Origin of the sequence: Candidatus Nitrosopumilus sp. (assembly GCF_029882185.1) — an archaeon.
Classification (GTDB): Archaea; Thermoproteota; Nitrososphaeria; order Nitrososphaerales; family Nitrosopumilaceae; genus Nitrosopumilus.
This window is the reverse complement of sequence record NZ_JAOULD010000011.1, coordinates 31,069-45,796: the sequence shown is the minus strand read 5'-3', so window position 1 is coordinate 45,796 and position 14,728 is coordinate 31,069. Positions and strand designations below refer to the sequence as shown.

At 34.3% G+C, this 14,728-nt stretch carries 21 protein-coding genes; 11 read left to right on the top strand and 10 right to left on the bottom strand.

Translation table 11 applies throughout. From position 1 onward, the window contains the following. Positions 1–3 precede the first annotated feature (3 nt). A complete protein-coding gene (gene ilvD, locus OEW78_RS04975) occupies positions 4–1,677 on the bottom strand; it encodes a dihydroxy-acid dehydratase (protein ID WP_300324971.1) in 1,674 nt (557 codons plus the stop codon). A 98-nt stretch (positions 1,678–1,775) separates the two neighbouring features. On the opposite strand from ilvD, the gene OEW78_RS04970 reads away from it, so the two are divergent. Beyond that, on the top strand, positions 1,776–1,976 hold the full coding sequence (locus OEW78_RS04970) for a hypothetical protein (RefSeq protein ID WP_300324968.1): 201 nt from the start codon (positions 1,776–1,778) through the stop codon (positions 1,974–1,976). A gap of 2 nt (positions 1,977–1,978) precedes the next feature. Here the strand turns inward: OEW78_RS04970 and OEW78_RS04965 are convergent, their stop codons facing one another. Further along, entirely contained in the window at positions 1,979–2,575 is a 597-nt protein-coding gene (locus OEW78_RS04965; protein ID WP_300324966.1) for a protein-disulfide isomerase, read from the bottom strand. Positions 2,576–2,941: 366 nt separating this feature from the next. Between OEW78_RS04965 and OEW78_RS04960 the strand changes: the two genes are divergently transcribed. Then, positions 2,942–3,346: an HIT family protein gene (locus OEW78_RS04960; protein WP_300324963.1), complete on the top strand. Its 405-nt coding sequence runs from the start codon at positions 2,942–2,944 to the stop codon at positions 3,344–3,346. On the opposite strand, the gene prf1 is transcribed toward OEW78_RS04960, so the two are convergent. The 4 genes from prf1 to OEW78_RS04940 are packed head-to-tail and all read right to left on the bottom strand — an operon-like array spanning position 3,339 to position 5,797. Continuing rightward, complete coding sequence (gene prf1, locus OEW78_RS04955; RefSeq protein WP_300324960.1) at positions 3,339–4,619, bottom strand: peptide chain release factor aRF-1; 1,281 nt, start codon at positions 4,617–4,619, stop codon at positions 3,339–3,341. The genes OEW78_RS04960 and prf1 overlap by 8 nt on opposite strands. A gap of 49 nt (positions 4,620–4,668) precedes the next feature. Next, a complete protein-coding gene (locus OEW78_RS04950; RefSeq protein ID WP_300324958.1) occupies positions 4,669–5,307 on the bottom strand; it encodes a thioredoxin domain-containing protein in 639 nt (212 codons plus the stop codon). 57 nt (positions 5,308–5,364) lie between these two features. After that, a complete protein-coding gene (locus tag OEW78_RS04945) occupies positions 5,365–5,493 on the bottom strand; it encodes a hypothetical protein (protein ID WP_300324956.1) in 129 nt (42 codons plus the stop codon). Continuing rightward, complete coding sequence (locus tag OEW78_RS04940; RefSeq protein ID WP_300324954.1) at positions 5,471–5,797, bottom strand: hypothetical protein; 327 nt, start codon at positions 5,795–5,797, stop codon at positions 5,471–5,473. Before OEW78_RS04940 ends, OEW78_RS04945 begins: the two co-directional genes overlap by 23 nt. Before the next feature lie 133 nt (positions 5,798–5,930). Here OEW78_RS04940 and OEW78_RS04935 point away from each other — a divergent pair, with 133 nt between their 5' ends. Beyond that, positions 5,931–6,146, top strand: coding sequence for a CbtB domain-containing protein (locus OEW78_RS04935; protein WP_300324951.1), 216 nt, complete (start codon positions 5,931–5,933; stop codon positions 6,144–6,146). Positions 6,147–6,162: 16 nt separating this feature from the next. Here the strand turns inward: OEW78_RS04935 and OEW78_RS04930 are convergent, their stop codons facing one another. Beyond that, a complete protein-coding gene (locus tag OEW78_RS04930; RefSeq protein ID WP_300324948.1) occupies positions 6,163–6,792 on the bottom strand; it encodes a DUF4443 domain-containing protein in 630 nt (209 codons plus the stop codon). A gap of 91 nt (positions 6,793–6,883) precedes the next feature. Between OEW78_RS04930 and OEW78_RS04925 the strand changes: the two genes are divergently transcribed. From OEW78_RS04925 to phnE, 7 genes are all read left to right on the top strand, one after another. Next, positions 6,884–7,087: a CbtB domain-containing protein gene (locus OEW78_RS04925; protein WP_366523035.1), complete on the top strand. Its 204-nt coding sequence runs from the start codon at positions 6,884–6,886 to the stop codon at positions 7,085–7,087. 12 nt (positions 7,088–7,099) lie between these two features. Further along, the gene (locus OEW78_RS04920) at positions 7,100–7,828 is read left to right on the top strand and encodes a CbtA family protein (RefSeq protein ID WP_300324943.1); all 729 of its coding nucleotides are present in this window, start codon (positions 7,100–7,102) and stop codon (positions 7,826–7,828) included. 71 nt (positions 7,829–7,899) lie between these two features. Further along, positions 7,900–8,229, top strand: a complete 330-nt coding sequence (locus tag OEW78_RS04915) for a helix-turn-helix domain-containing protein (RefSeq protein WP_026090124.1) — start codon at positions 7,900–7,902, stop codon at positions 8,227–8,229. Positions 8,230–8,238: 9 nt separating this feature from the next. Continuing rightward, complete coding sequence (locus tag OEW78_RS04910; protein WP_300324935.1) at positions 8,239–8,586, top strand: HTH domain-containing protein; 348 nt, start codon at positions 8,239–8,241, stop codon at positions 8,584–8,586. Between the two features lie 107 nt (positions 8,587–8,693). Then, the gene (locus OEW78_RS04905) at positions 8,694–9,788 is read left to right on the top strand and encodes a phosphate/phosphite/phosphonate ABC transporter substrate-binding protein (RefSeq protein ID WP_300324932.1); all 1,095 of its coding nucleotides are present in this window, start codon (positions 8,694–8,696) and stop codon (positions 9,786–9,788) included. 17 nt (positions 9,789–9,805) lie between these two features. After that, positions 9,806–10,636, top strand: a complete 831-nt coding sequence (locus tag OEW78_RS04900) for an ATP-binding cassette domain-containing protein (protein WP_300324929.1) — start codon at positions 9,806–9,808, stop codon at positions 10,634–10,636. Then, a complete protein-coding gene (gene phnE / locus OEW78_RS04895) occupies positions 10,620–11,405 on the top strand; it encodes a phosphonate ABC transporter, permease protein PhnE (RefSeq protein ID WP_300324926.1) in 786 nt (261 codons plus the stop codon). Before OEW78_RS04900 ends, phnE begins: the two co-directional genes overlap by 17 nt. Positions 11,406–11,419: 14 nt before the next feature. Here phnE and OEW78_RS04890 read toward each other — a convergent pair whose 3' ends face one another. From OEW78_RS04890 to OEW78_RS04880, 3 genes are read right to left on the bottom strand one after another with little or no spacing between them, the layout of a single operon-like run. After that, positions 11,420–12,445 (bottom strand): formate--phosphoribosylaminoimidazolecarboxamide ligase, encoded by a 1,026-nt coding sequence (locus OEW78_RS04890; protein ID WP_300324923.1) that lies wholly within the window; start codon positions 12,443–12,445, stop codon positions 11,420–11,422. A gap of 23 nt (positions 12,446–12,468) precedes the next feature. Then, positions 12,469–12,678 (bottom strand): hypothetical protein, encoded by a 210-nt coding sequence (locus OEW78_RS04885; RefSeq protein ID WP_300324920.1) that lies wholly within the window; start codon positions 12,676–12,678, stop codon positions 12,469–12,471. A 48-nt stretch (positions 12,679–12,726) separates the two neighbouring features. After that, a complete protein-coding gene (locus OEW78_RS04880) occupies positions 12,727–12,921 on the bottom strand; it encodes a hypothetical protein (RefSeq protein ID WP_300324917.1) in 195 nt (64 codons plus the stop codon). Between the two features lie 112 nt (positions 12,922–13,033). On the opposite strand from OEW78_RS04880, the gene aspS reads away from it, so the two are divergent. Continuing rightward, positions 13,034–14,344, top strand: coding sequence for an aspartate--tRNA(Asn) ligase (gene aspS, locus OEW78_RS04875; RefSeq protein ID WP_300324914.1), 1,311 nt, complete (start codon positions 13,034–13,036; stop codon positions 14,342–14,344). The last annotated feature ends 384 nt before the right edge of the window (positions 14,345–14,728 follow it).

Here is a 14,728-nt window from a genome sequence, read left to right as displayed (position 1 = left end):
CATCTATGGGTTTGCAGATGTGATTGCACCATGTGCTGCCGAGCCTACAAGTGTTGCATATTTTGCAAGTGCACCTGATGTGTAATTGGGCTTTGGTTTTTTCCATTCGAGTCTCCTTTTTGCCAATTCTTCTTCTGAAACATGAAGATCAATTACAGTAGTTTCTGTATCTATTGTGATCTCATCACCATCTTTTACTAGTGCAATTGGACCTCCAACATATGCTTCAGGTGCTACGTGGCCTACCATGAATCCTCTGGTTCCTCCTGAAAATCTTCCATCCGTTACCATTGCTACTTTTTTGCCTAGCCCTTGTCCTACAAGTGCCGCTGTTGTTGCAAGCATTTCTCTCATTCCTGGTCCTCCTTTGGGACCTTCATATCTGATGACCACTACCTCTCCTTCTTCCACATCTCCTTTGGCTACTGCATCAAATGCATATTCTTCTCTGTCATACACTTTGGCTTTACCTGTAAATTTTGTCATCTCTACACCTGCTGTTTTAATTACTGCTCCTTCTGGTGCAAGGGTTCCTTTGAGAACAACAGCTGTTCCTACTGAATGCAGTGGATTCTCAATTGGTCTGATGATTGATTGTTCTGGTTCTGGAATTGTCATGGCATCAAGATTCTGTTGAATAGTTTTACCTGTAACCGTAACACAATTTCCGTTTAGTAATCCTTTGGCAGCTAATTTTTTTAGAACAAAGGGAATTCCCCCAATCTTGTCAAGACTATTCATGACATAACTGCCACCTGGTTTCATATCTGCAATATGTGGTGTCTTTTTTCTAATTCTCTCAAAATCATCATAAGTTAATTTTACTCCAGCTTCATTTGCCATTGATAACAGATGCAAAATTCCATTTGTTGATCCTCCTACTGCATTTAACATTACAATTGAATTTTCAAATGCTTCATACGTCATAATGTCTCTTGGCTTGATGTTTAATTCTAGTAATTTTGCACATGCTGCACCTGTATCATATACCATTTTATTTCTGCGTTCATCTTCTGCTGGGGGACTGGCACTTCCTGGCAATGCCAAACCAATAGCTTCGGAAATTGATGCCATTGTATTTGCTGTAAACATTCCTCCACATGATCCTGAACTAGGACACGCTGTGTTTTCAATATTTTTTAACATCTCTAGGGAAATTTGTCCTGCATCATATGCTCCTACTGCCTCATACACATCAACTACTGTCAGCTCTTTGCCGTCAAGAATTCCTGGCATAATTGTTCCTCCATATACGAAGACCGAAGGTAAATTCAATCTGGCCATTGCCATCATTGTGCCTGGCAAACTTTTATCACAACCTGCAATTCCTACAATTCCGTCATATTGATGGGCTCTTACCATCAATTCAATAGAATCTGCAATTACTTCGCGAGAGATTAAAGATGATTTCATTCCTTCATGTCCCATAGCAATTCCATCACTTACTGCTATTGTTGAAAATATTCTTGGAGTTGCTCCGTTTTCTTCAACTCCTCGTTTTGCCTCTTCTGCCAATTTTGGTAATAAAATGTTGCAGGGAGTTGCCTCATTACCTGTATGACAAACTCCGATGAATGGTTTACTAAGATCATTGTCATCTAGCCCCATGGCTTTGTACATTGCTCTATGTGGAGAACGTGCTGTTCCATCTACGACATTTTTGCTAGATATTTCCATTACATGTTAATTTTTGATTGGTATAATTTAGACTTTGTTGAAATTTTCTAATTACAAACTTTCATTGAGTTTAAATTGTAACTATTTTGGATTATTTCATGGAACAAAAAGCACTTGAATGTCCAATATGCAAGAGCAATAAAGCCGAAATTGCGGGGGATAATGTTAAACTTAGTGGACGCTTTGAAGACAAGGAATTTCTTACAACTGAACTGACAGTTTTACGGTGCAGTATGTGTGGATATTATATGATGTTTGACAAAAGTGCATCATCATTTACCACAAAAGATGAATCTTGATTTTATTTGATCAATTCTTGATTATCTAATTGTAACAAATAGGCTTCAATTTCTTCAGGAGTTTCAGCACCAAATACAATCAATACTCTATCATCTTCTTGAATTTCATAATCTCTAATGTCTGATACTTGTTCTCTATTAATGAAGAACTTTAGTGTGTAATCTTCATTTGTACAGAATTGCTTTCCATCTGGAAATACATAACATTGATCATCAAGACCTATTGCAAGTGTTTCAAAGAGATATCCTAGAGTGACTCCCGTTGCATGCTTGTGAATTGTAGTTCCGTCTCTTCCTTCAAAATGAATCCAAGATGATTTTATTTGAAAAGCTGGACCGTCAAAATCAAATGTATCGCCAAAAATTTTCACCAATATTGCTGCATGTGAATGCTCACTTCCCAAGGCTCCTGCATTTTCTGGTCCTCCAGGTGCTGTCTCAGTCATGTTCAAAAACATATAGCCTGCATACCCGACAATTACTGCAATTACGGATAATACTCCGATGGCAATTAACGTCTGCTTCTTTTTCTCGGCTGAGTGCTTTGTGGCATAGTTTTCACGTTTTACTTCACGCTCTCGTCTCTCTTTTCGGCCCATTAGTTAATTCCACTTCAAAATGTGCCCTAATTAACCATTCGTCACTAATCCATCTTGATCAGGTTTTTAATAAGACAATCTTTGTTTTTGATGAATTGTTTTGAATAGTTAATGTTGATCGAGACTGTTTTTGACCAGACTCTTTGTAATGCTATCAAATCTAATGACAATGTGAATTGCAAAGAGGGCTTTATTCATGATTTTGTGTGGTTTGAGATATTATCCTCAAAAAGATGCATGCATTGTGGAAAAGAAGAAAATTAAATCTTTAGGATTTACTTTCTATAATTAAGGGAATCATGGCTAGATAAAATATGATTAGAATCAATTAGAAACAATAAATAAAATTAGAACTGGTTTTATTTTATGGGCTGTATTTTTTGTGATATTTTAGATGGCAAGAGAGATGGCCATTTTTTGTATGAAGACGAACATCATGTTGCATTTTTAGATAAATATCCAATTGATGTAGGGCATAGTTTGATTATTCCAAGAAAACATCATGAAAGAATTACCGATATGACTTCTGATGATGTTGGAAATCTGTTCTCACTTGTGCCAAGAATTGCCCAAGCCATTTTGGATGCTGCTGGAGCAGACGCATTTAGTTTAGGACAAAATAATGGCAGAGCTGCAAAACAAATCATCCCCCATGTCCATATACACATTATTCCTAGATACAATAGTAAAGGAACCGTTTGGACTAAACGACAAATATCTAGTGATCATGAACTCTCAGAACTAGCAGAAAAAATTCGTAGTCTTATTTAGCATGTCCTGGATTATATCTTAGAATTGCTCCTACTTTTCCTAAACTTGCAAGCATGTTTCCATGCTCTGCACTGCCTGAAATAACTTCAAGCTGAGTACCTGTTTTTGATGCCAATATTTCAAGATAGTCTACAATATCTTGTTCATTAACTTCTACTTCCATTGATTTGCAACCTTGACATGGATTGTTGACAAATTCTGTTTTTTTTGGGATTACTAGAGGTCTTTCAACGATTTCTTCTTGAATGTGTTTACATCTTTTACATTTTCCTTCCACTCTGTGGAGATTTGTGTTATCTGTAATTAGCAAAGTCTGAACAACATTGTTTTTCAAAAACTCTATTACTTCTTGCAATCCGTATGATCCTTTGCCTGTGTTGGAATTGATTTCTCTGAACAGATCCTCTACTAATTTTTTCTCTTCTACCATTCTGAAATCACCTAGAATGTCTGCTGATTTTGCAAAAGCTTCCCTTATTCCTTCTGCCCCTGAATATGATGAATCAATTGTACTGATAATGTTGTTTTGTAATCTGTATTCTAGATAATTTCCGTTAATGAAATCTTCTTTTGTAGGTCCCGGACCTGAAATAATTAATCCTTTGACTGGATAAATGTCAATAAAATATTCACGTGTAGTCTGTGCAACTCTATTATAGAAATAACTCAACTCCATTTCTCTTAATTTCTGAAATCTCTTTGCAGACTGTCCTCCCTGTCTATGTTTTCCTGCAACCCCTGATCCTGTTTGAGATAACACTTCTATTTTATCTCCATGTAGTAATCCCCACCCTGCATCTTTTGCATCTATTGCTAGAAATCCTATGAGGTTATCGTCCTTTAACATGTCTTTTAGAATGTCTACATGGAAATGATCATCACATCGATACAGATACTGATTCAAATCTTTTGGTGGATCAATTTCCCAAACCTTGACTACTTCACTTCCTAGAGGCCCTCCTTCTTCTGGGGGTAATGCACCACAAAACATCACTAGTCCTCTATCCGGAGTTTTTTTGTATAGCTTCAATCTTTGAATGACTTTGCCTAATGAATCAACCACATGTGATCTTGTCAAGTCTGATTTTATGTTGTCTGCAGTTCCTTGTTCTTGTTGAAGAGAGCTGATAATTTCATGTAATTGTTTTCCTTTTGGAATGTATACTGTGATTAATTCAGTACCTCTGCCTGATTTTTGAGATAACTCTTCTAGTGTTTTTCGAATTTTATAGATTTTTACTGAATCTTGTTTTTCGATGTTAATTTTAGGCATTAAAATTACTCTTTAATTTGCGAATATATCTTTTTGATATTTTTTAAAATCATAATTCATCAAATGTTCTAAGAAATACTTCTAATGGTTGATTTCCTCTAATTTTGATAACTTTTTCACCATTGAAGACTAGAAATGATGGTGTAGCATCAATTCCTATCTCTTTTCCAAAATCATGAATTAAAATTACTTTTTCTTGATATTTTCGTTCATCAAGACATTTGTTAAATTCATCCAAATTCAAATTCACTGTAATTGCAAATCTATCAAGTGATTCTCTAGTGATCCAGCCTGTCCTTTCTCCTGCCCAATTTGTGTATAGTTCATTGTGATACTGCCAATATTTTTTTTGATCTTGAGCACAATATGTGGCCTCTGCAGCCAAAAATGAATCAGGACCGTTTAGAGGAAAATCTTTGAACACTAATTTGACTTTTCCAGATTTGATAAAATCTTCATCTATGATGTCTAAAGTATTTTGATGAAATTTGTAACAAAATGTACATTGATAATCTCCCCACTCCAATATTGTGATGGATGCGTTTGGATTTCCCATTATTGGAGACCCTCCTTCAATTAATTTTGTTATTGTTATTTGATTTGATTCAGATTCTGGATAATATACCATGAACATTCCTGTGAACACTCCAATCAATACAGGAATTGTCAACAAGTACAATTTTTCCATACAGTTACAATCTTTATTTCAAGTAAATATCTTCGCTAATTTTTATGTCTTAATTTTCTAAATAAGATTTTGTAAAACCATCCTAATTTCTGTCCTCTTTTCTTTGACGTCTCTTTCTTTTCCTTCAAAAAATGCTTTGTATAATTCTAAAATTTCTATTTCATCATCTGCAATTAATATTCTCATGCATTCTTTTTTTGTTTTCTTCTCTTGATGGATGTTCTCTATTCATATGATGTCTATTTTCATTTTGATTGGAACCAAAATTTTTGATTTTGATGATTTTCCAAAAACCCCTTATGATAACTCTGAAAATAATTCTAAAATTTCTAATTGTTTCATCTTCTGTTTTTTCAGAAATTTTTGTCATTGTTTGCATTATTGATTTGTATCCGTTTGCACCATACAGATCAATTAATTTGCCTTGTATGGTGTATGAAATTTTATTTTTGTATCTACTACTCTCTTTCCTTATTCCTAAATGATCCATTTTATGAATTTTCTAGGAGAAAAGATATCAAAAACAGCAGTATGTAAGATCACATAATAACAGATTTTCATGACTATTTGATATTTTTTTCAGCACCCAAGAGTTTTAATATAAACAGAGAATCATATTTCTTATGTCTGAATTAAGGCAAATAACTGTCTCAAAAACAGGTGTTTCAAAACTAGCAATTCTTGCATTAGCAATAGTATTTGCAGCAGGATTATTTGTTGTTGGGTTTGACCAAGGACACATCTTTAGTCTAGTATATGGTGAACAAGCATTTACTGACCTTTACATTCATGAATTGACTCATGATATGAGACACGCAGCAGGCTTTCCTTGCCATTAGCTTAACATTTATTATTTTAATTATTTATTGTCCATATTGCAGTATTGATTGCTGAAATTTCTGCCACAAATTTATCATCAGACGATGTGATGATTATGACATCTCCGTTATTTGGATTTACTTTGTCTATCAAATCCTTCTTTGTTTCAGATTCATTATCAAAACATTTCATTTTATCTCCTATGAAGAAAAATTCATTTTTATCATGATTCAGAGTTAATGAATCTGATGCACCGTAAAGAATTGCATAATCTCTTTGTTGCATTCCGTTTCCTAAATTTGAAGCAAATTCCTTTTTGATTCTAATAACGTAATTGAATTTCCCTTTAGTAATATCGCATTTCTTTAGAAATCCTTGTGCCGGAATTGCATCATAAAATTTCTCGGCAACTTTTTGTCCTTTTTTAGTAAGGAAAGTACCTGATTTTATTGTCTCTACTAATCCTTCTTCTTTCATATGTCCAATTAGTGTTTTTACTGCACCTTCTCCTAATTGAATTTCTTTACAAAAATTTGAACGACTAACATATTTTTGATTTGACAAATGGAAAATTGATTTTAAAATATGAGGCATACTAAATGATAATGTCTTACTAGATCCTTTTCTTTTTACAACTTTTTGTAAAATTTTGATTGTTTGTTTCATGTTTCAGAATACATTATTTATTATATAAATTGGATAATCTATCCAACAAGTTATATAATTATGAACAATTTGAAATTCATTGAATAGTTCAGTGTTAACAACAAAATCTAAATCAACAATTCCTGTTTTTGGAATTCTTGTTTTATCGATAATTTTTGCAGCAGGATTATTTGTTGTTGGGTTTGACCAAGGACATATCTTTAGTCTAGTATATGGTGAACAAGCATTTACTGACCTTTACATTCATGAATTGACTCATGATATGAGACACGCAGCAGGCTTTCCTTGCCATTAGATGTGATTAATTTTGAAAACGGTTCTATTTTTAACAATTGTTTTAATTTCAGGTACTCTTGCTGGACTTGTTCATGGAACTGTAAATTTTGCAATTGTGGAACCCTATCTTGATCAAGCTATTGGAATTGAAAATCAAAACCTCTTTGCATCTGGCGAAGAAGAAGACACTCCTGAATTTTGGGTAGAATACGAAGGATATAGAGTATGGCAAAAAAGTGGCCAGATTCTTGCAGGGGTAATTTTAGGGGTTTCTGTAGGGTCTCTTTTTGGAATGGTATTTGCATTATCTAAGAATTCCCTTCCTGGAAATCATTATGTGAAAAAATCTCTATTACTTGCAGGAATTATGTGGGCAACTTTATACTTGATACCTTTTCTCAAATATCCTGCAAATCCTCCCACGGTAGGCGATGCTGAAACTGTTGTATTGAGGGCAATTTTGTATTTGTCTTTTATTGCAATATCTGGCATAGGTGCCGTTGCTTTTTACAAGTTATCTAAGAGATTTGAAAACAATAAAAAAATTATTTCTCTAGTCGGTTATGGTATTTTCATATCTGCAGTTTTCTTTGCAATGCCAGAAAACCCTGATGAAATCACTGCTCCTATGAGTCTTGTAAATGAATTTAGATTGATGTCTGTACTCGGTGTCTCTTCATTCTGGATATCTGTTGGAATAATTTTGGGATTGTTTTGGAATAGATTCGAATCGCATAAAGAAACAACTCCTTACACTTGATTGTTCCAACTCTCTAGAATGAGAATGACTACAACTCGTTTAAATAGATCAATAATATTTCAAATGTTTGCATGTCTCGAAAATTAACTTTGCCCCAATTAAAAAAATATGATATTACTCAAAAAGTAATAGAAGCTCTAGCTGATTCTGAATCACGTGCAATCTTGTTTTCAATAATAAAGAAAGGAAATACTGCTGCCGAATTATCAGACAAACTGAAAATCCCTCTTAGCTCTGTATACAAAAAATTGACTGATCTTGAGGAATTAACATTAATTGAAGTTGAAAAATGGATGCTGTCTGATAAAGGCAGAAAATACAAGGTATATCGAAGCAGAATAAGTAAAGCCGATATCTCTATACGAAAGCCAGAACCTGTTCTTACTTTAATTCCAAACTGAGTGACAAGATTGCAAAAACCTACCATAATCCAATTATCAGAGTTTGACATTACGCAGAAAATTATCGAGTCCTTAAGCAATGTCTGTACAAGGTCTGTGCTATTTTCGGTAAAAAACCAATCAAAAGATGCTACTCAAATTGCTGATGAATTAAAAATTTCACTTTCTACTGTATACAAAACATTATCTACATTAGAAGAACTTGCCTTGGCAGAAGTTGACAAATTCATCATATCCCCAGAGGGTAAAAAAATAAAGTTGTACCGGAGCAGAATTGGAAAAGTTGAAATCACTTTGGACGATTTGGAGCCTAGTTTGAATTTGTATTCTAATACTACGAATCCAAAATCTTCTTAACTGTCTATCTTAAGACTCAGCTTATTCTCATTCTATAGATTTGGAATGATTGTTTGGAATGATACTTTGCTTTAAATAATTTAGCTTGTCCTAATTTTTTGTTAATCATGAAACGACAAATTACATTGACATTGATTGCTGCTTTTGCAGTACTTGGTGTATTGTCTGTACCATTAACTCAATCTGCACAAGCAGAAAATTTGGTTCCTGAATGGATTAAAACAAATGCTGGCTGGTGGGCTGATGGTACTTTGGATGATGAAACTTTTCTAAACGGAATTACGTTTCTGTTGGAAAATGGCATCATCAATGTTTCATCTGAATCTAACACTGTAGATATTGACACCATGACCATTGGATTCATTCCTGTTGAAAAAGCTGATGAATTGACTCCAAAGGCTCAAGAACTGGAAAAATTCCTAGAATCTGAGCTTGGCATAGATGTTAAAATCGTAGTTCCAACAAATTATGAGACAATCATTGAAGGAATGAGATTCGGTCATATTGATGCAGCCTTTATGGATACTGGCCCTGCATGGATAACTCATCAAAGAACTGGCGCTGAGGCAGTTATGGCTGAACTTGTTGCAGGAAAAGTAAACTATCAGGCCACAGTTTGGGCCCTTGCTGAAAATGATTCAATCAATTCATTGGAAGATACAGTTGGCAAAAAAGTAGCATTTACTAGCATTACTGGTTCATCTGGTTTTGTTAGACCTATGGGAACTTTAGTTACCGAAGGTCATGTTTCTATAGAAGGAGATGATATTGTAGCCTTAGAGTCTGCATTGGCAAAGAACTTTGAAAGTTACACATTTGCAGGCGGTTACAAAGCTGCATTAGAATTACTCCTTAATGGAAACGTTGATGTTGCATTTGGTTCAGATATTGCTCCGCAAAAATATCTTGAATTAAAAGATCAAGTAAAGTTGAGACCCGTAACAACCATTGGACCTGTTCCATCACATGTGTTTATGGTAAGCTCTGACATGTCAGATTCTACCAAAAATGCACTTGTTGATGCAATGATCGAACTCAATTATGATGAAAATAATCATATTTTGAAGGATTTGTACGGTGCAGAAGCTCTAGTCCCAACCACTACAACTATGCATATTGGTGAGTTTGGTGACTTTATTGATGCTTTGACAGGACTTGATCAGTTGATTCTTGATAAATCAAATTACGACAAGAGCAAATAAAACCCGGGATTCTTGAAATGAAACAAATTCAGATGACCCAAAACCCTTCTTTTTCATTAATTTCTACAAATAAAATTATCCAAATGAATAACGTGTGGACATCATATGACTCTAAAAATTTTGCATTGGAGGGAATCAATCTCTCGATATCTAGAGGTACAAACTATGCCATTGTTGGACAATCAGGTTCTGGAAAATCAACTCTTCTAAAATTGATGAATGGGATGATGATTCCAAGTAAGGGTACGATCAAAATTGATTATGTTACACCTAACATTAATAATAAAAAATTCAAAAAAATGATGCATACTATAGGTTACATCCCTCAAAGTTTGGGATTGGTAAAAAACATCACTGTGCTTGAAAATATTTTGATTGGTGCATTACCTCGATTGACAAAACTCCAATCTTTATTTAAAAAATTTCCCGAATCTGAAATCCAAGAAGCAAAACGAATAATGTCTCTTGTTGGATTGTCTGGAAAAGAAGACAGAAAAGCATACATGTTAAGTGGTGGGGAAAAACGTCGCGTTGCTATTGCCAGAGCTCTGATGCAAAAACCTACTATTTTGTTAGCTGATGAGATTGTCTCAGAATTAGATCATGTCACTGCACGTGAAATAATGAATTTGATTGCTGATGCTCAAAAAAGAATGAATCTTACTGCCATCATGGTTCATCATGATATGCAATTGGCATTAGAATATGCAAATAGAGTTGCAGTAATTAAAGAAGGCAGAAAAATTCTAGAAATTGGTGTTGAAGGTGACACTATTGTTGACTTTCAAACAGGGGATTTGAACACTGAGGAAATTATGGAGATGTATTCAGATGACACCAAAAAATAATATTATAATTGGAATTATCATTGCACTAGTTGTAGTTGCATCATATAATGTGGACGCTAATCCTTTAGAATTTGCTAAAGGGTTACCCAATCTTGCAATTGTTGCAGAAGAGATGTTTCTTGTAGAGCCAAAGTATATTCCGACAGCACTTTGGGCAATGTTTGAAACTATTCAAATGGCATTCATTGGAACTGTGGTGGGTACTGCAATAGCCTTACCTCTTAGTATGCTGGCAGCACGAAATCTAAACAGCAAGTATGTTTATGCTCCAGTTCGTGCTTTATTGGCAGCAATACGAACATTCCCTTCTATTCTTTGGGCAATTTTGTTTGTGATTATGGTTGGTCTTGGAACTTTTGCAGGTGTTTTGGCAATTGTCATGTATACAGTTGGATTTGTCGCAAAGTTACAGTATGAGGCAATTGAGACCATTGATTCTGATCCAATGGATGCTGTAAACTCCATCGGTGTCTCAAAGTGGCAACTAATACGATATGTAGTCATCCCCGAATCTGCATCTCATTTGTTAAGCCAAATGCTATACATGTTTGATTACAATGTTCGTCAAACTAGCATACTTGGATTAGTTGGTGCTGGCGGAATTGGATTCTACATCATCAATTATATCAAATTCTTTGAATACGGAAAAGCGGCAATCTTCATGTTGGTGGTGCTAGTAACTGTTCTGTTCATAGATTGGGCTAGTGTAAAAATCAGAGACAAATACATCATAAAATCACAACATGGAATGAAAGTGATTACAAAATAAATCTGAGCAATGTTTTATGTTGTAATTTTATCTAATTGATTTGATTCTGCAGCCGTTTTTACTTCTCTGGCGATTCTTTTTCCCATACTCATTGTTTCGTTAAATAATAATGAGTAATATGGAGAGCCATCCATGTAGATATTTGATCCTGCAACAATTCTTGCTGAAAATTCAAACGATGTGAACTTGGCATTTTCGTCATAAACTCCTTCTATACAAAATGGTCCGTTCATTCCTGGTGCAACCACTCTTTTAGCAGCTTCTACAAAATTTTCTCCCATAGTATAGACTTCATCTAATAATGATTCTCGCAAAACCAAAGGACTGTTTCCTATGACGTTAAAGGATGGAACTTTGTTTGATTTTAGTTGTTGTTCTGCAGGTATTCTTCCCAACCCTTCAATATCTGATTCGTGTCTTTGATCAACTCCAAAGAATTCCAACTCTTCTTTTAATGGAGAATAGAAAAATGTCAAATAAGCTAAAACACCTGCTGCATACTCTTGAATGTATAGTGTTTCTTCTTTAGAAATTATTCCTTCTGAAATCAATTGATTTCTTTTTATATTGTAGTCTTTTTCATTTGCTGCCATAAAGTACCCTTTTCCTCCTGCAGCCCCCTGCCTTTTTACAATCACCAGTTTTTCAATATCTTTAGGCTCTGTAACGGGTCTTGGCATTGGAAGTTTTGCCTCTCTCATGAGTTTTTCTTTCATTTCTCTGTCTGATTCCCATCTTAGAATCCATTTGTTTCCAAATATGGGGGTCTTGATTGATTCTATTTCTTCAGAACTCATTTGTGCGATTAATGTTCCATGCGGGATTAGAACAGAATTGTTTTCTTCAAGAATTTTCTGGCATTTTTCATCTAGTATTTCTTTGAATGAATCTACTATGACTAATTCATCGATAAATGGAAATCTTTTGTATAATTTTTCACGTTTTTTTTCACACACAAGAATTGTTTTGAGGCTTTCATCCTTTGCTCCTTTTAAAACTTGTAGAGAACAATGTGAGCCTAATGTTGCTATGGATGTCACTGTTTTTGTGAATACTTTGTACTTTATGAACTATGTGCGGAGGTTACATACTGGAATACTTCGTCTATCAGTTCCACACTTAATTCTGATTTGATATTTTCTGGAATGACTTTTAACACAAAATCATACATTGCCGTATTTTTTGGCAATTCATCGCGTTCTTGTAATAATGAAAAAACGGCTATTCCGTTTGAAATAATTGCAACCATTCTTTCTTTGTTTGAAAGTACCATGATTTTCAATAATGGATATAATTTAATATAAATCCGACTTTGCTATTTCTAAAGGATTGTTTTTCGAATTTCTGGATTTTGTAAGATTTGCACCGATTCTGAATTATCGTTTAGAGTTTCTAGTTCTACTGTAATATTGTGAGCTTCTCCGCCTTCAGGGGTTTCTTGTTGAGATACATGATATCCTACGTATACTCCTACAATGATGAATATTGCAATAACCAGTGCTATGAGGAAATTCATCTTGTTTTGATGTGAATTTTTTACTGGCTATAAGCATTATGAAAATTAATACAATTGTCCATTATTTTGTATAAAAATTAATTACACCATGAAATCAAGAATAATGTAAATTATGATAGAAACTGAGCTTGGAACTTTACGAAGATCTCATTATTCCAATGAAATTACCTCTGCAATGGATGGCACTAAAGTTACTGTGATGGGTTGGATATTGACTGTCAGGAGTCATGGGAACATCAGCTTTGCTACAATTCGTGACAAAAACGGTGATCTTTCTATTGTGGCAAAAAAAGGAGATTGTCCTGATGAAATACGCGAGAAAATTTCTTCACTGAAAGCACATTCTTCGGTTGCAATAACTGGCAACGTCAAGGCATCTGAAAAAGCACCAAGCGGATTTGAGATAATACCAACTGATATGAGGGTTTTCTCAGAAGTTGAAAAAATTCCTCCATTTGAGCCTACTGTAAAAACTGTCAAAAATATTGATACTCGACTTGAGGTGAGACCCATTGATCTTAGACGTGATGTTTTACAACATATTTTCAAAACACGAAGTTTAGTTCTAAAATCAATTAGAGATTATTTTAACAATCAAAATTTTGTTGAAATCAATACTCCAAAAATGATTGCTACTGCTACTGAAGGTGGTGCTGCACTATTTCCAATATTTTACTATAACAAAGAGGCATTCTTGGCACAAAGTCCCCAATTATACAAAGAACAATTAACAATGAGTTTTGAAAAAATATTTGAAATTGCTCCTATTTTTAGAGCCGAACCATCCAGAACTAATCGTCACTTGGCAGAAGCAATATCGATTGATCTGGAAGAAGCATTTGTAGATTATAATGATGTAATGAATAGAATTGAAGAGATCATCAAAGTTTCAATTCAAACCGTAAATGTTTATTCTAAAGAAAATCCTGATTCTGGATTTCCTGAAATCAAAGTTCCCAAATCCATTCCAAGATATTCTTATGATGAACTTGTAGATAAAATGCAAAAGGCAGGTGCAAAAACAGAATGGGGTGATGACTTGTATCCTTCAAATCTAAAAAAAATAGGCCTTGATGGATTTTATTTTATTACTGATTGGCCTCTTGCACCAAAACCTTTCTATGTAAAAGATAGTAAATCCAATCCCAAAGTTTCTGAATCTTTTGATTTAATGTATGGTGATTTGGAATTGTCTTCTGGAAGTACAAGAATTGAAAAACGTGATGAGTTGGCTGATAGAATGAAAAACAAAGGAATGAAAACTGATGCATTTGAATATCATCTTGGAGCTTTTGATTATGGTGTTCCACCACACGCTGGTTGTGGAATTGGTCTTGAGCGATTGATAATGGTTTTGACTGGAACTGAAAATATTCGTGATACTACATTCTATCCAAGAGATGTTGATAGATTGACCCCATAAATTTTTGAGATAATTCTAAATTTTATTTGTAGGAGGATTTTTTGATTTTGTTCAATACTTTATCAGTCATTTTTTCCAATTCTGTTCTGCGGTGTGGAGAATTAATATTATAAACAATGATTCCCCAAACACATTCTATGTTAGAGAAGATACCGCGCTGTTGTTGAAACTCTAGGAGGTTCTACCAATGCATTCTATATTGTAGATTGTGCAACATCAAACTCTCCTACTATTATAGCATATGCCTATCTTGATCAAAGTATAGATCTTTGTGAAGAACTGCGTATTTATTTTGGTACAACAACAGCTGGCAATGCTCTTGAAGATGACTCCATCTAATAAAGGAGTTAATGAATCACCTATACTAATGTTTGGAAAGATATG

Excerpts from the sequence above, each read along its gene's own strand:
- ilvD (WP_300324971.1), bottom strand. The coding sequence starts at position 1,677 with ATGGAAATATCTAGCAAAAATGTCGTAGATGGAACAGCACGTTCTCCA.
- OEW78_RS04970 (WP_300324968.1), top strand. The coding sequence starts at position 1,776 with ATGGAACAAAAAGCACTTGAATGTCCAATATGCAAGAGCAATAAAGCC.
- OEW78_RS04965 (WP_300324966.1), bottom strand. The coding sequence starts at position 2,575 with ATGGGCCGAAAAGAGAGACGAGAGCGTGAAGTAAAACGTGAAAACTAT.
- OEW78_RS04960 (WP_300324963.1), top strand. The coding sequence starts at position 2,942 with ATGGGCTGTATTTTTTGTGATATTTTAGATGGCAAGAGAGATGGCCAT.
- prf1 (WP_300324960.1), bottom strand. The coding sequence starts at position 4,619 with ATGCCTAAAATTAACATCGAAAAACAAGATTCAGTAAAAATCTATAAA.
- OEW78_RS04950 (WP_300324958.1), bottom strand. The coding sequence starts at position 5,307 with ATGGAAAAATTGTACTTGTTGACAATTCCTGTATTGATTGGAGTGTTC.
- OEW78_RS04945 (WP_300324956.1), bottom strand. The coding sequence starts at position 5,493 with ATGAGAATATTAATTGCAGATGATGAAATAGAAATTTTAGAATTATAC.
- OEW78_RS04940 (WP_300324954.1), bottom strand. The coding sequence starts at position 5,797 with ATGGATCATTTAGGAATAAGGAAAGAGAGTAGTAGATACAAAAATAAA.
- OEW78_RS04935 (WP_300324951.1), top strand. The coding sequence starts at position 5,931 with ATGTCTGAATTAAGGCAAATAACTGTCTCAAAAACAGGTGTTTCAAAA.
- OEW78_RS04930 (WP_300324948.1), bottom strand. The coding sequence starts at position 6,792 with ATGAAACAAACAATCAAAATTTTACAAAAAGTTGTAAAAAGAAAAGGA.
- OEW78_RS04915 (WP_026090124.1), top strand. The coding sequence starts at position 7,900 with ATGTCTCGAAAATTAACTTTGCCCCAATTAAAAAAATATGATATTACT.
- OEW78_RS04905 (WP_300324932.1), top strand. The coding sequence starts at position 8,694 with ATGAAACGACAAATTACATTGACATTGATTGCTGCTTTTGCAGTACTT.
- OEW78_RS04900 (WP_300324929.1), top strand. The coding sequence starts at position 9,806 with ATGAAACAAATTCAGATGACCCAAAACCCTTCTTTTTCATTAATTTCT.
- phnE (WP_300324926.1), top strand. The coding sequence starts at position 10,620 with ATGACACCAAAAAATAATATTATAATTGGAATTATCATTGCACTAGTT.
- OEW78_RS04885 (WP_300324920.1), bottom strand. The coding sequence starts at position 12,678 with ATGGTACTTTCAAACAAAGAAAGAATGGTTGCAATTATTTCAAACGGA.
- OEW78_RS04880 (WP_300324917.1), bottom strand. The coding sequence starts at position 12,921 with ATGAATTTCCTCATAGCACTGGTTATTGCAATATTCATCATTGTAGGA.
- aspS (WP_300324914.1), top strand. The coding sequence starts at position 13,034 with ATGATAGAAACTGAGCTTGGAACTTTACGAAGATCTCATTATTCCAAT.